The organism is Streptomyces sp. NPDC057682 (assembly GCF_042799575.1).
Taxonomy (GTDB): domain Bacteria; phylum Actinomycetota; class Actinomycetes; order Streptomycetales; family Streptomycetaceae; genus Streptomyces.
Genome location: NZ_JBHVIN010000008.1, coordinates 63046 through 77837, shown reverse-complemented (window position 1 = coordinate 77837; position 14792 = coordinate 63046). Strand labels below are relative to the sequence as shown.

The following is a 14792-nucleotide window of genomic DNA, read 5'->3' as shown; positions in this document are numbered from 1 at the left end:
CTACGCGCATAGCTTGTGCACCCTCACCACACTCTGAGGGGCAGTTTCCGTGCGTATATCCAGACACCGTTCCGTCCTGCTGGCCGGCGCGGTAGCCGTGACCCTCTCGGCGACCGCGCTGCCCGCCGCCTTCGCCGCTCCGTCCTCCACCGTCGTGATCTCCGAGGTGTACGGCGGCGGGGGGAACTCGGGTGCGACGCTCACCCGGGACTTCGTCGAGCTGGCCGGGGTCGGCTCGGGGACGTTCGACCTGTCCGGTTACAGCGTCCAGTACCTGCCGGGCGCCCCGTCCGCGGGTTCGCTGTGGCAGGTCTCCGCGCTGAGCGGTTCGGTCGCCGCGGGCGGCCGCTATCTGGTCGCCGAGGCGGCGGGGACCGGCGGCACCGTCGCACTGCCCGCCCCGGACGCCACCGGCACCGTCGCGATGTCCGCCGCCAGCGGCACCATCGCCCTGGTCTCCGGGACCACCCCGCTGACCTGCAAGACCGCGGCCGACTGCGCCGCCGACACCCGGATCGTCGACCTCGTGGGCTACGGCTCCGCCGTCGTCCGGGAGGGCAGCGGCCCCGCCACCGGCGCCTCGGCCACCGCCTCCGTGGCCCGCCCGGCCTCCCTCGCGGACACCGACGACAACGCGGCGGACCTCGCCGCGGGGACGCCCACCCCGGTCAACGCCGCGGGCGACACCTCCGGCGGTGGCGAGGGGCCCGGCGACCCGGGCAACCCGACCGAGCCCGGCACCGTGCGCGTCCACGACATCCAGGGCACCACCCGGGTCTCCCCGCTGGACGGCAAGGGCGTCACCGGGGTGCCCGGTGTCGTCACCGCCGTCCGTACCTCGGGATCGCGCGGCTTCTGGATCCAGGACACCGCCCCCGACGCCGACGCGCGCACCAGCGAGGCCGTGTTCGTCTACACCGGCTCGGCCGAACCGAAGGTCGCGGTGGGCGACTCGGTGCTGGTCAGCGGCGTGGTCGACGAGTACTACCCGTCGTCCACCACCCAGTCGGTCACCGAGATCACCTCACCCCGCGTCACCGTCGTGTCCTCGGGCAACCCGCTGCCCGCCCCGGTGGTGCTCGACGCCGCCTCCGTGCCGGACGCCTACAGCCCGACGGCGGGCGGCGGTTCGATCGACGGACTGCCGCTGGAGCCGTCCGCGTACGCCCTCGACCTCTACGAGTCGCTGGAGGGCGTCCGCGTGCGGATCGCCGACACCCGGGTCACGGGTGCGACGACCGCGTACGACGAGATCTGGGTGACCGTCGCCCCGAAGCAGAACCCCACGGAGCGCGGCGGGACGCTCTACTCCTCGTACACCGACCAGAACAGCGGCCGGATCAAGGTGATGTCGCTCGACACCAGTCGTCCCTTCCCGGTCGGCAACGTGGGCGACGTGCTGGCGGGGGCCACCACGGGCGTCATCGACTACGCCTCGTACGGCGGCTACAACCTCCAGGCCACGGAGCTGGGCACCCTCGTCGACAAGCATCTGAAGCGTGAGGTCACCCGGAAGCAGAAGGGCGGCGAACTCGCCGTCGCCACGTACAACGTGGAGAACCTGGACGCGCTGGACGAGCAGGCCAAGTTCGACACGCTCGCCGAGGGCGTCGCGGTCAACCTCTCCTCCCCCGACATCGTCTCGCTGGAGGAGATCCAGGACGACAACGGCGCGGTCAATGACGGCACGGTCGGCTCCGAGGCCACGCTGAAGCGGTTCACCGACGCGATCGTCGCGGCGGGCGGACCCCGCTACGCCTGGCGGTACGTCGCCCCGCAGGACGGCGAGGACGGCGGGGAGCCGGGCGGCAACATCCGCAATGTGTTCCTCTTCAACCCGGAGCGGGTCTCCTTCACGGACCGCGCGGGCGGCGACGCGACGACCCCGGTGGCCGCCGTGCCGACGAAGAAGGGTGTGGCCCTGTCGGTGTCGCCCGGCCGGATCAACCCGGCGAGCGCCGCGTGGGCGGACAGCCGCAAGCCGCTGGTCGGCGAGTTCCGCTTCCACGGCAAGCCGGTCTTCGTGATCGGCAACCACTTCGCCTCCAAGGGCGGCGACCAGCCACTGCACGGCCGCTACCAGGAGCCGTGGCGCAGTTCGGAGTCGAAGCGGATCCAGCAGGCGACCGAGGTCAACACCTTCGTCAAGTCGCTGCTGGCGGCGGACAAGTCGGCCCGGGTCATCACGCTCGGCGACCTGAACGACTTCGCGTTCTCGCCGGCGGTCTCGGCGCTGACCGACGGCAAGGTCCTCAAGCCGCTCATCACCACGCTGCCGGCGGACGAGCGGTACAGCTATGTGTACGACGGCAACTCGCAGACGCTGGACCACATCCTGACGAGCCCCGGCATCCGCCGGTTCGACTACGACGTGGTGCACATCAACGCGGAGTTCGCCGACCAGGCGAGCGACCACGACCCGCAGATCGTGCGGGTCAAGGTGGAGGGCCGCCCCTGATCCGGCCGGGCGGCCGGGGCGCTCAGCGGACGCCCCGGCCGCCCGTCGGCAACGCCGCGTCCGCCGTGCGCGGACGCGGCAGCGGGGCGACGGGCCGCAGTGCGGCGGCGGACTCCAGCGGGCGGTCGGTGAAGAAGCGGGTCACCAGCTCGGCCACGTCCTCGGAGCGCTCCAGCACGACCCAGTGGTCGGACTCCCCGATCGTCAGGAATCGGCTGCCCTCGATCGTCGCGGCGAAGGCCCGCTGCCGTTCGGCGGAGGTCACCGTGTCGTGCTCGCCCGCGAAGACGAGGGCGGGCACCCCGCTCAGCCCGCCGGAGAAGTCCGGCCGGTGACCGAGCGCCCGGATCAGTGAACGCTCGGCGTGCGGGGACCGGGTGAGCGCGTGCACGAACGCCCGGCGGACGTAGCTGCGGGCGAGCGCCCTCCGGTGGACCGGCCGCTCCGGGTCGGTGCACAGCAGCACGTCCGAGGCCAGCGCGGCAAGCCCTTCGGCGTCCCCTGCGTGCAGCCGGGCGATCGCGGCGGCCCACCGCTCGCGCTGTTCGTCCCCGATGTGGGCGGGCACCCCGCCGAGCGCCAGCCGGGCGATCCGGCCGGGGTTCCGGCGGGCGCAGCCGAACGCCATCGTGGTGCCGTAGGAGAAGCCGAAGAGGTTGACGCGCTCGGCACCGAGGTCGTCGAGGACCCCGGTGACCGCCTCGCACAGGAGGTCGTCGCCGCCGCCCTCGGCCGGCAGCGGGTCCGCGTCGCCCATGCCGGGCAGGTCGACGGTGACGACGTCGGCGTGCGGGCCGAGGTGGGCGTCCATCTGCGGCCAGCCGTGGATGCCCTGGAGCGCGCCGCCGAGCAGGACGACCGGTTCGGTGCGGGGGGCGGGGCAGGGCAGGACGCGGTAGCGGTAGCGCAGTCCGCGGACGGTGAGGTCGCGGACGGTCGCGTCGGGCAGGGTCATGGGCGTGGGGGGTCCCGTCGGTCAGGCCCGGGTGAGGACGAGCGCGGCGTTGTGCCCGCCGAAGCCGAGCGAGGTCTTGGCGGCGGCCTCGAACACGGCCGGGCGGGCCTCCTTGCTCACCACCTCGACCGGGATCTCGGGGTCGGGGGCGTCGAGGTTCACGGTGGGCGGGACGAGCTGGTGCTGGAGGGCGAGGACGGTGAGGGCGGTCTCGATGCCGCCGGCCGCCCCGAGGGTGTGCCCGGTCATCGCCTTCGTCGAGGTGACCAGGGGGTGTTCACCGAGGACGCGGCGGAGCACGGTCCCCTCGATCAGGTCGTTGGCGACCGTCGAGGTGCCGTGGGCGTTGACGTGGCCGATGTCGGCGCCGGTGAGCCCGGCGTCCGCGAGCGCGGTGCGCAGGGCGCGTTCGATGCCGAGTCCGTCGGGGTCGGGGGCGACGGCGGAGTAGGCGTCGCTGGAGGCGCCGTAACCGGCGACCAGGGCGCGGACGGTGGCGCCCCGGGCGGCGGCGTGCTCGGGGCGTTCCAGGACGAGGAGGCCGGCGCCCTCGCCGACGACGAAGCCGTCGCGGTGGGTGTCGAAGGGGCGGCAGGCGGCCTGCGGCTCGTCGCGCCGGGTGGATACGGCCCCCAGCCGGCAGGCGCTGGCGATGAGGAGCCGGGAGCAGACGGATTCGGCGCCGCCCGCCACGACGATGTCGCAGGCGCCGGTGCGCAGCATCTGGTGCGCGGTGCCGATGGCGACGGTGCCGGAGGAGCAGGCGGTGGAGACGGCCTGGCTGGGGCCCTTGGCGCCGAGGTCGGTGGCGACGCTGCTGGCGGCCCCGTTGACGACGGAGAGCGGGGCGAGCTTCGGGGAGACGCGGCGGGCGCCGCGTTCGGTGAGGGCGGTGTGCTGTTCGTCGTAGAAGGGCAGTCCGCCGTGGGCGGAGCCGATGACGACGGCGACGCGCCCGCTGTCCCAGGCCGAGGGGTCGAGTCCGGCGTCGGCGACGGCCTCGCGGGCGGCGATGACGGCGAGCTGGGAGAAGCGGTCCATGAGCCGCTGGACGGCGACGCCGAGCACCGCCCTCGGATCGAGCCCGGCGACGGTGTACATGAAGTCGCAGGGCAGATCCTGGAGTTCGGACCGGTGCGGGACGTGGGGGGCCTGTTCGGCGGAGGAGACCCCGTGCCAGGCGGCGGCCGTGCCGACGCCGGCCGAGGTGACGAGCCCGATGCCGGTGACGGCGGCGGCGAACGGCGCGGCCCGGTACGGGGCGGTCATGCGGCGGCCCGTCCGTGGACGGCCTCGACGAGCCGCCCGACGGTGTCGCGCGAGGTCAGCTGGACGTCGTCGAGGTCCACGCCGAGCCGGTCCTCGATGAGGAGCCGCAGCTCCTCCAGGGCCAGGGAGTCCAGTCGCAGCTGGCGCAGCGACACCTCGGGGCGGATCGCCACCGGATCGGTCCCGAAGTTCGCCACCAGCAAGGTACGGATCTCGTCTGCCGTGTTCATGGGGGGGCACTCCTGCCTGTCGTACGCGGTGACGCCTTGCCGCGTGCGGGGTGAGTGCCGTCGGGGGACGCCGGCCGGTCCGGTTGGAACCTTTTATACGCCCTGTGGGAGGCGCCCCCCGTCCGCGTTCCCCCGTGCGGTGGGGAGCCCGTCCAGGTGTGCGAATCCCGTGCCGGGTGGGGTGGGGGTGGCACGATGGGCGGACCTACGAGCGAGGGAGTCGGCATGGCGGTGGAGAGCGACGGCGGGGCGGCCCCGCGGCTCAGTCCGAGCGGCTGGGTGGCGAAGCAGGCGGAGTTGTACGAGTCCTCGGGCGGCACCAAGGGCACCACCCAGCTTGGGGTGCCCTGTCTGCTGCTGGACTACGTGGGCCGGCGCAGCGGGACCGTGCGGCGCACGGTGCTGATGTACGGGCGCGACGGCGACGACTATCTGATCGTGGGGTCCAACGGCGGCTCCGACAGCCATCCGCTCTGGTACCTCAACCTGCTGGAGAACCCGGCCGTGGAACTGCGGGTGGGCACCGAGCGGTTCCCGGCCGAGACGAGCACGCTGTCGGCGCGGGAGAAGGAGCGGGTCTGGCCGGGTCTGGTGGACCTCTTCCCCCGGTACGCGCAGTACCAGGAGGGCACCGCGCGCGAGATCCCGGTGGTCCGGCTGCGCCGGACGGGCTGACGGGCCGACGGGCCGGTCTCCTCGGCGCGGGCGCACGCCCGTACACTCCGCGATCATGACGACCGAAACGACGCCCGGGGCCCCGACGGCCGCGTCCGATGCCCTGTTCGCCACCATGTCCACGATGCGCGCGATGCGCCGCCTCAAGCCGGAGCCCCTTCCGGAGGAGACGCTGGAGCAGTTGATACAGGCCGCCGTCTGGGGTCCCAGCGGCGGCAACATGCAGTGTTACGAGTACGTGGTGGTGACGGACCGTGAGGTGATGGCACGTCTGGCTCCGCTGTGGAAGCGGTGCGTGGACGCCTACCTCGCGACGACCGGGAAGTTCGCGCCGGAGGGCATGGACGAGGCCGCGTACGGGCGGATGGTGGCCGCGATCGAGTACCAGCGCGACCACTTCGCGGACACCCCGGCACTGATCGTCCCCTGCTACCGCTTCCCGGAGCCGCGGCTGGACGAGGAGGGGCTGGGGGTGTACGCGCAGGCGCTCGGCCCCGCCGGGGTCGAGCACATGATGAGCACCCAGACCCGCTTCCAGGCCCTGGCCGAGGGCTCGTGCGTCTACCCGGGGGTGCAGAACATCCTGCTCGCCGCCCGCTCGCTGGGGCTCGCGGCGAACATCACCATCTGGCATCTGATGCTGGAGCAGGAGTGGAAGGAGGCCCTGGGCATCCCGGAATCCATGCAGACCTTCGCCGCGATCCCGGTCGGCCTGCCGATGGGCAACTTCGGGCCGATCCGGCGGCGCCCGGTGGCCGACGTCGTCCACCGCGACCGCTGGTAGCCCGCACCGCCGGGCCCCGTCTCCCGGACGGGGCCCGGCGGCCCGCCCCACGACACCCCTTCCGTTCTGAGTGACCGTCAACTCCATTGGAGTGAAAGGCTGTTCGACACGCCGGAGAGTCGTTGTCATGCCCTGAACAGATCGATAGCCTGGCCGGGCTTCGCGGCCCCTCGGCCCGCCCGTCGGGCCCGGGGCCGCTCCTCTTCTCCCCCACAGAGCAGGAGCAGGTATGCCCACACGCGCCGCCGCCCACACCAAGGCCCGCGCCTCCGTGCTGGCGGCCCTCACCGCCACCGTCCTCGCCGCGACCGGCACCCCGGCCCTCGCGTCGACGGACACCGGGCACCCGATGAACCGGGCCCTCGCCCGCGCGGCCGCCGCCTACGACGTACCGCGCGATCTGCTCGCCGCCGTCGGCTACGGGGAGACCCGGCTGGACGGCCACCACGGGCGCCCCAGCCAGGCGAACGGCTTCGGGGTGATGCACCTGGTCAGCAACCCCGCCCAGCACACCCTGGAACGGGCCGCCGACCTCACCGGCGCCCCCCTGATCCGGCTGCGCACCGACACGGCCACCAACGTCCTGGGCGGCGCGGCGGTGCTGCGCGGCTACGCCGACACCCTCGGGCTCGACGCGAAGGACCGCGACGACCTGAACGCGTGGTACCCGGTCGTCGCCCGGTACAGCGGTTCGCAGGGCCCGACGGCCGCCCTCTACGCCGACACGGTCTTCACCTTCCTCGCGGACGGGCTGGACACCGTCACCCCCGACGGCGAGCCGGTCTCCGTGACGGCGCGCCCCGTCTCCCCGCAGAAGGACGCGACCGCGACCGCCGTCAGCACCCGCAGCGCCGACTACCCCTCCGCCCTCTGGGTGCCGGCCGACCCGGCCAACTACGCCAAGGGCCGCTCGGCGACGATCGACAAGGTCGTCGTCCATGTCACCCAGGGCTCGTACGCGGGCTCCATCAGCTGGTTCCAGAACCCGGCGTCCCAGGTCAGCTCCCACTACGTGATCCGCTCCTCGGACGGCCAGATCACCCAGATGGTGCGGGACGCCGACACCGCGTACCACGCGCGCAGCGCCAACTCCTCCTCGCTCGGCATCGAGCACGAGGGCTTCATCGACGACCCGACCTGGTTCACCGACAGCATGTACCGCTCCTCGGCGGCGCTGACCGCGTACCTGTGCGACCGGTACGGCATCCCGAAGGACCGGGCGCACATCATCGGGCACAGCGAGGCGCCCGGGAACGACCACACCGACCCGGGGCAGTACTGGGACTGGAACCGCTACATGCAGCTGGTCGGCGGGAGCACCGGCGGCTCGCCCGGCACGGACGCGCTCAGCTTCCCCTCGTACGCGACCCAGCGCAGCGGTTCGGCGGGGCCGCAGGTGAGCGCCGTGCAGACGCTGCTCAACGCGCAGGGCTTCCCGTCCGGCACGGTCGACGGGAGCTTCGGGCCGGCCACCTCGGCGGCCGTCACCGCGTTCCAGAAGGCGCGCGGGCTGGACGCCGACGGGGTGGTGGGGGCCAGGACCTGGACCGCGCTGCTGTCGGCCGGCAGTACGCCCGTGCTGGCCGAGGGCGGCTCGGGCGACGCGGTGAAGCGGCTCCAGCGGGCGCTGACGGCGGCGCTCGGCTCGACGGTCGGCATCGACGGCTCCTTCGGTCCGGCGACGGCGACCGCGCTGCGCTCCTATCAGTCGGCGCGGGGCCTGTCCGCCGACGGGATCGTGGGTCCGGCCACCTGGGCGGCCCTCCAGGCAGGCCGCTGACCTGCGCGGTCCCGGGGCCGCGCGACGGCTCCGGGACCGCTCGTCACGTTTGGGTAACCTCCCGGAAACCCTTGACGCGCCTCCGGGGGCGTTCTTAACCTCCTCGTGTAAGTCGCTCCTCACGTGCTGCGGCGCTTTCCGCAGTGTTTTGGCAGGCACAGACATAGACCACCTGTCGGTGGTTTCGTCATGCCTGTTTTTTTGTGCTCCCCGTGCCGCCGATGGGTCTTCCTCGAAGGCGGATTCATGGCACAACGTCCGAGCGTCAAAGGCGTCGGCGACGTCGTTGCGCTCATCGATGGGCTGGGAAAGATCACCGGCCGGGCGCAGGTCATCTGGTTCCTCGTATTCGGCGGGCTGTTCCTCGACGCCTACTCGAACGCGGCGCTGAGCGCCGGCCTGGGGCCGATGACGACCCAGATGGAGCTGACCAGCACCCAGGTCTCGATCCTCACGGCCACCGCTCCGGCCCTGGCGATCATCTTCAACCCGGTCGGCGGCTGGCTCGCCACCCGGATCGGCCGGGTCCCCCCGCTGCTCATCGCCAAGGTCTTCGCCATCGCGGGCGCGCTGCTCGCCGCGTTCGCCGGTGACTTCACCGTCGTCTGGCTGGGCCGGGTGCTGGTGGGCGTGGCGTACGGCATCGACTTCGCCGTCGCCATGGCGCTGCTCGCCGAGTACACCCCCGCCAAGCTGGGCGGCCGGCTGAATCTGTGGCAGGCCGTCTGGTACGTCGCCACCACCAGCAATCTGGCGCTCGCGCTGCTCTTCTTCAACCTGGACGTCGGCGCGGACATCTGGCGCTGGTCGGTGGGCTCGGCCGCCGTCGTCGCGGTCGCGCTGCTGCTGGGCCAGTGGCTGATGCTCAGGGAGAGCCCCACCTGGCTGGCGAGCAAGGGCCGGCTCGACGAGGCCGTCCTCAACCTCGACCGGATCTACGGGATCGAGGCCGTCGCCGGGAAGCCCGACGAGGCGACCCGGGCCGCGAGCGAGGCCCCCGCGATCGGCTTCCGGCAGGCCGGGGTACTGTTCCGCGGCGACTACCTGCCGCGCACGATCCTGTCCTCGGTGATCTCGCTCGGTCAGTCGATGCAGTACTTCGCGGTCGGCTGGTACCTCCCCCTGATCAGCCTGACGATCTTCGGCGAGAGCTTCGAGAAGGCCACAATCGGCTCGATGGTGTTCAACGCCTTCGGTATCGCGGGCGGACTGCTGTCCGCGTACTTCGGCCGCCGGCTCGGACTGCGGCTCAGCTCCGCCGCCGGGTTCGCCGGGGTGTTCGTCGCTCTGGTCGCGATGGGGCTGACCTTCGAGAAGGTGCCCACGGCCGTGGCGTTCCTGCTGCCGGTGCTGTTCATCCTCTGCCACTCCACGGGACCCGGCGCCAACGGCAAGTCCATCGCCGCGCTCTCGTACAGCAGTGATGTGCGCGCGCTGGGCACCGGGGTCACCGGCATGGTCGGCAGCTTCGGCAGTGTCGCCGGGCTCTACCTCTTCCCGCAGATCAAGGAGGGGCTCGGCCTCGCCGACACCTTCCTGGTCCTGTCCGTCGTGCCGCTGCTCGGCATGATCACCTGCCTGGCCATCAAGTGGGACCCGATGAAGGCCCCCTCGCCGGACGAGGTGGCGGGGCAGGACGCCGCCGGAGCGGACGCGCGGGAATCCGCGCCGGCCGCCGCCGCGCGCTGACCGTCCGCCGGTCCCGCCGCACCCCACGATGGTCCCTCTCCCCCTCCGTACAGCTCGCGACGCTCGCAAGGAAAGGCCCGCAATGACGCAGACGCTCCCCGGCGCCGCCTCCCGGCGCGGTGTGCTCGCCATCGACGAGGGCACCACCGGCACCCGGGCCGGAGTCGTACTCGACTCCGGCGGGGCGCACGAGGTGTTCTACCGCTCGATCGCGGTCAGCCACCCGGACGACCACTCGGTCGAACAGGACCCGATGGAGATCTGGACCGCCACGCTCGACGTGGCGCGCCGGGCCGTCGCCGCCGCGCGGGCGGAGGGGATCGCGGTCACCGCCGTGGCCCTCTCCACCCAGCGGGCCACCGCGATGCTGTGGGACCGCGTGACCGGGCGGCCGCTGCTGCCCGCCGTGGTGTGGCAGGACCGGCGGTACGCCGCCGAACTCACCGCGCACGAGGAGCGGTGGGACGCCGTCCTCACCGCCCGCCAGGGCCGGCCCGTCGGGGCCCGCGCGCCGTTCCTCTGGGCCGCCCGGCAGATCGCCGCGCACCCGGAGGCGGCCGAGGCGCACCGCGCGGGCCGGCTGCTCTTCGGCACCGTCGACACCTGGCTGATCTGGCGGCTGACCGGGGGCGCCGTGCACGCCACCACCCCGACCAACGCCGCGTCCACCGGCGGCTATCTGCTCCAGCGGCACGCCTGGGACGAGGAGTGGATCGGCCATCTCGGCTTCCCCCTCGACCTGCTGCCCGAACTCCGCTCCGACGACGCCGGGTTCGGCACCACCGACCCGGCCGCCCTCGGCATCTCCGTCCCGCTGGCCGCCTCCATGGGCGACCAGCACGCGGCCCTGATCGCGCTCGGCGGTCTGGCCGCCGGACAGGGCATGTGCATGTACGGGACCGGCGCGTTCGTCGACGCGGCGACCGGCACCACGCCCGCCCTGCCCCGGCCGGACATCGCCGGGGTGCTGGCCCAGCCCGGCTACCGGCAGGGCTCCACCAGCCACTACAGCCTGGAGGCCTACACCTCCACGGCGGGTTCGGCGCTGCGCTGGCTCTGCGACGACCTGGGCCTGTTCGCCTCGCCGAAGGAGCTCGGTGAGGAGGCGGGCCGGGTCCCCACCCGGCCGGGCCGCACCCCGCGTTTCGTCCCGGCGCTCGCCGGGGTCAGAACGCCGGTCTGGCACCCGGAGGCCACCGCCGCCCTCACCGGGCTCACCCTCGCCACCACCCGGGCCGATCTGGCCCGCGCCGTCCTGGACGGCATCGCGCACTCGGTGTGCGACCTCGTCGACGGGGTCGCCGCCACGATGGACGCCCCGTTCACCCGGCTGCGGGTCGGCGGCGGGGTCGCGGGCAGCGACCCGCTGCTGCGGATCCAGGCCGATCTGACCGGTCTGCCGCTGGAGCGGGTCTCCGACTCGGCCACCGCCAGTCTGCGGGGAACCGCCTATCTCGCCGGGGTCGCCCAGGGGCTCTGGGGCTCCCTGGAGGAGGTCGTCGAGGCGCAGCCGCGGGGCCGGGTCTTCGAACCGTCCCTCGGCGCGGACGAACGCGCCGCCCAGCGCGCGGCCTGGCGGGATGTGCTCATCGGCCATCTCCAGGACCCCGCCCTCACACCCCTCATCCCCCACTGACGGCCCCCAGCCGTCGGCAGGCGGTGGCCGCCCGCCCGACCGCGCGGCCACCGCACCTTGAACCACCAGGAGTTGATGTTGTGATCACCATGCCCGCCAGGAAGCCGCGGCGCGCCGCCGCGGCGACCCGCCGCACCCCGCTGCTGCTGGACCGCGCGGCGGCCAAGCGGCGGCTGGCCGACGACACGTACGACGTCCTTGTCATCGGCGGCGGCGTCACCGGGGCGTACGCCGTGCTGGACGCCGCCTCCCGGGGGCTGCGCGCCGCGCTCGTCGAGAAGGACGACTTCGCGTCGGGCACCTCGTCGAAGTCCTCGAAGATGGTGCACGGCGGCCTGCGCTACATCGAGCAGGGCAACGTCAACCTCGTCCGCCACTCGCTCCTGGAACGCCACCGCTTCCGCAAGAACGCCCCGCACCTGGTGCACCGGCTGCCGTTCCTCTTCCCCATCCTGGAGAAGGAGGGCGTCTTCGACGCCCGGCTCGCCAAGGGCTTCGAGGGTCTGCTGTGGACCTACGACCTGGTCGGCGGCTGGCGGATCGGCAAGCTGCACCAGCGGCTCACCGTGCCGGAGGTCCTCGCGCAGGCGCCGACGCTGCGCGCGGAGAACCTCAAGGGCGGGCTGGTGTACTTCGACGCCCGCACCGACGACGCCCGGCTGGTGCTCACCATCGTGCGCACGGCCGCCGCCCTGGGCGCGACCGTGCTGAACGGCGCCAAGGCCGAAGGACTGCTCATGCAGGCCGGGAAGGTCTCCGGCGCGCGGGTCTCGGCGGACGGCGACACCTTCGACATCCGGGCGCGGGCCGTCGTCAACGCCACCGGGGTGTGGACCGACGAGCTGGACGCCAAGGCCGTCGACGGCCACCGGCCCCAGGTGCGGCCCGCCAAGGGCGTGCACATCGTGGTGCCGTGGGACAAGGTGCGGATCAACTGCACGGTCACCGTCCCGATCCCGGGCCGGGCCCGCCGCGCGACCTGCACCCGCTGGGGCAACGCCGTGGTGCTGGGCACCACGGACGAGGACTACCAGGGCTCGCCGGACGATGTGCACTGCACCCGCGAGGAGATGGACTTCCTGCTGGAGGGCGCCAACACCGCCTTCGAGGGGAAGCTCACCCCGGACGACGTGGTCGGCTCCATCGGCGGGCTGCGCCCGCTGGTCGGCGGCAAGGAGGGCGCGACGCTCGACATGCGCCGCGACCACCACATCAGCGTCGGCCGCACCGGCATGGTGACGGTGACCGGCGGCAAGCTCACCACCAGCCGGCACATGGGCGAGCTGGTCATCGACAAGGTGATGACCGTCCTGGGCCGCCGGGGGAAGAGCCGCACCACCGACCTTCCGCTGCTCGGCGGGGCCGGCTACGACGCCGAGGCCGTGGCCGCGTCCGGCGGGCTCGCCGCCCATCTCGGCGAACGCTTCGGCACCGAGGCCCGCTTCGTCGGCGACCTCATCCAGGAGGACCCGACGCTGGCCGAGCCCGTCGTCACCGGACTCCCGTACACGAAGGCCGAGGTCGTGTACGCGGCACGGGCCGAGCTGGCCCGTTCCGTCGACGACGTCCTCTCCCGCCGCACCCGCGCCCGGCTCTTCGCCCGCGACGCCTCCGCCGAGGCGGCCGGCACCGTCGGCGCGATCCTCGGCCGCGAACTGAACCTCAGCCAGTCCGAGGTGGAGCGCTCCGTCTCCGACTACCTCGCCTCCGTCCGCCACGAAAAGTCCGTACTCCTCGAAGGGGCCGCAGCATGATCAGCCGTCAGACCATCACCCACCCGTTCAACCGGGGCAACTACACGGTCGGCGCCCCGAGCTTCGCCAAGTGGGCGCAGAACACCCCGGTCGGCGACGGCGAGGCCGCGCTCCAGAACGACCCGGTCGAGGTGCCGGAGGCCGTGATCGGGGCGCTGCGCGAGGTCGCGCGGGCCGTGCACGTGGAGCGCGAGGAGGTCGTCACCCGGACCCGTGACTGGTGGGCCGGTTCGATGATCGGCGAGACCGAGGGCCGTCCCGCGACGCCGGACGCCGTGGTCGTGGAGGCCGACGACGCCGACCAGATCGCGGCCGTGCTGCGGATCTGCCACGAGGCGGGCATCCCCGTCACCCCGTCGGCGGGCCGCTCCAACGTCACGGGCGCGGCGCTCCCCGTCTTCGGCGGCGTCGTCCTGGACGTGTGCGGGCTGAACGCGATCACCGGGTTCGACGCCGAGTCGAACGTGGTGGACGTGCAGGCCGGCATGTTCGGCGACCTCTTCGAGAAGCAGCTCCAGGAGGAGTACGGCGTCACGACGGGCCACTGGCCCTCCGCGTTCGCCGTCTCCACGGTCGGCGGCTGGATCGCCTGCCGGGGCGCCGGCCAGCTCTCGACCCGCTACGGCAAGATCGAGGACATGGTCGTGGGCGTGGACGTGATCCACGCCGACGGCACCCGCGCCACGTACGGCGACTACGCCCGCGCGGCCGTCGGCCCGGACCTGCGCCAGCTGTTCATCGGCTCCGAGGGCACCCTCGGCGTCATCGTCTCGGCGCGGCTGCGGGTGCACCCCCTCCCGGAGTACGCGAACGCCGTCGCGTACGGCTTCGCGACCTTCGCCGAGGGCCTGGAGGCCTGCCGGCGGATCATGCAGCGCGGGGCGACCCCGGCGGTGCTGCGGCTGTACGACGCCCTGGAGTCGGGCACCCACTTCGGCCACCCCGAGACCAATCTGCTGCTGGTCGCGGACGAGGGCGACCCGGCGATCGTGGACGCCTCGCTGAAGGTGGCGGCCGAGGTCTGCGCGGAGTACGGCCCCGAGCTGGACTCCCGGGCCGTCTTCGAGCGGTGGCTGGACGAGCGGATGCTGGTCGGCAAGTCCTCGGACGGCTTCACCCCCGGTCCTGGCTTCGTCGCGGACACCCTGGAGATGGCGGCGTCCTGGGCGGACCTGCCGGTGATCTACGACGAGGTGGTGGCCGCGATCCAGTCGGTGCCGGGCACCCTGGCGGCCTCCGCGCACCAGTCGCACGCCTACACCGACGGCGCCTGCGTCTACTTCTCGCTCCGCGGCGACGTGGCCCCCGAGGCGCGGCGCGACTGGTACCGCGCGGTGTGGGACGCGGCGAACGCCGTCCTGATCGAGCACGCGGCGGCACTCAGCCACCACCACGGCTGCGGTCTGCTGCGCGGCCCCTACCTGCGGGAATCGCTGGGCGCCGGCTTCGAGACCTTCGTCGCGGTGAAGAAGGCCCTGGACCCGGCCGGCATTCTCAACCCTGGCAAACTGGGCCTTCCCAGCCGATTCGGTACGTCTCCGCTGAACTGACCCGGCCCTCCG

At 73.1% G+C, this 14792-nt stretch carries 11 protein-coding genes; 8 read left to right on the top strand and 3 right to left on the bottom strand.

The features are described 5' to 3' along the window. Positions 1–49: 49 nt before the first annotated feature. On the top strand, positions 50–2458 hold the full coding sequence (locus ACFVDM_RS16485) for an endonuclease/exonuclease/phosphatase family protein (protein WP_383639367.1): 2409 nt from the start codon (positions 50–52) through the stop codon (positions 2456–2458). Between the two features lie 22 nt (positions 2459–2480). Here the strand turns inward: ACFVDM_RS16485 and ACFVDM_RS16480 are convergent, their stop codons facing one another. The 3 genes from ACFVDM_RS16480 to ACFVDM_RS16470 are packed head-to-tail and all read right to left on the bottom strand — an operon-like array spanning position 2481 to position 4912. Further along, positions 2481–3413 (bottom strand): alpha/beta fold hydrolase, encoded by a 933-nt coding sequence (locus tag ACFVDM_RS16480; RefSeq protein ID WP_383639364.1) that lies wholly within the window; start codon positions 3411–3413, stop codon positions 2481–2483. Between the two features lie 21 nt (positions 3414–3434). Then, the gene (locus ACFVDM_RS16475; RefSeq protein ID WP_383639361.1) at positions 3435–4682 is read right to left on the bottom strand and encodes a beta-ketoacyl-[acyl-carrier-protein] synthase family protein; all 1248 of its coding nucleotides are present in this window, start codon (positions 4680–4682) and stop codon (positions 3435–3437) included. After that, positions 4679–4912, bottom strand: coding sequence for an acyl carrier protein (locus tag ACFVDM_RS16470; protein WP_383639358.1), 234 nt, complete (start codon positions 4910–4912; stop codon positions 4679–4681). Before ACFVDM_RS16470 ends, ACFVDM_RS16475 begins: the two co-directional genes overlap by 4 nt. Positions 4913–5137: 225 nt before the next feature. On the opposite strand from ACFVDM_RS16470, the gene ACFVDM_RS16465 reads away from it, so the two are divergent. The 7 genes from ACFVDM_RS16465 (at position 5138) to ACFVDM_RS16435 (ending at position 14780) form a co-directional block, all read left to right on the top strand. Then, positions 5138–5587, top strand: coding sequence for a nitroreductase family deazaflavin-dependent oxidoreductase (locus ACFVDM_RS16465; protein ID WP_383639355.1), 450 nt, complete (start codon positions 5138–5140; stop codon positions 5585–5587). Positions 5588–5642: 55 nt separating this feature from the next. After that, entirely contained in the window at positions 5643–6371 is a 729-nt protein-coding gene (locus ACFVDM_RS16460; RefSeq protein WP_383639352.1) for a nitroreductase family protein, read from the top strand. Between the two features lie 229 nt (positions 6372–6600). Further along, entirely contained in the window at positions 6601–8151 is a 1551-nt protein-coding gene (locus ACFVDM_RS16455; protein WP_383639349.1) for a peptidoglycan-binding protein, read from the top strand. Between the two features lie 246 nt (positions 8152–8397). Next, positions 8398–9840 (top strand): MFS transporter, encoded by a 1443-nt coding sequence (locus tag ACFVDM_RS16450; protein ID WP_383639346.1) that lies wholly within the window; start codon positions 8398–8400, stop codon positions 9838–9840. 82 nt (positions 9841–9922) lie between these two features. Continuing rightward, complete coding sequence (locus ACFVDM_RS16445) at positions 9923–11476, top strand: FGGY family carbohydrate kinase (RefSeq protein WP_383639343.1); 1554 nt, start codon at positions 9923–9925, stop codon at positions 11474–11476. 80 nt (positions 11477–11556) lie between these two features. Continuing rightward, the gene (locus ACFVDM_RS16440; RefSeq protein WP_383639340.1) at positions 11557–13230 is read left to right on the top strand and encodes an FAD-dependent oxidoreductase; all 1674 of its coding nucleotides are present in this window, start codon (positions 11557–11559) and stop codon (positions 13228–13230) included. Then, the gene (locus tag ACFVDM_RS16435; protein ID WP_383639336.1) at positions 13227–14780 is read left to right on the top strand and encodes an FAD-binding oxidoreductase; all 1554 of its coding nucleotides are present in this window, start codon (positions 13227–13229) and stop codon (positions 14778–14780) included. The genes ACFVDM_RS16440 and ACFVDM_RS16435 overlap by 4 nt, the downstream gene beginning before the upstream one ends. The last annotated feature ends 12 nt before the right edge of the window (positions 14781–14792 follow it).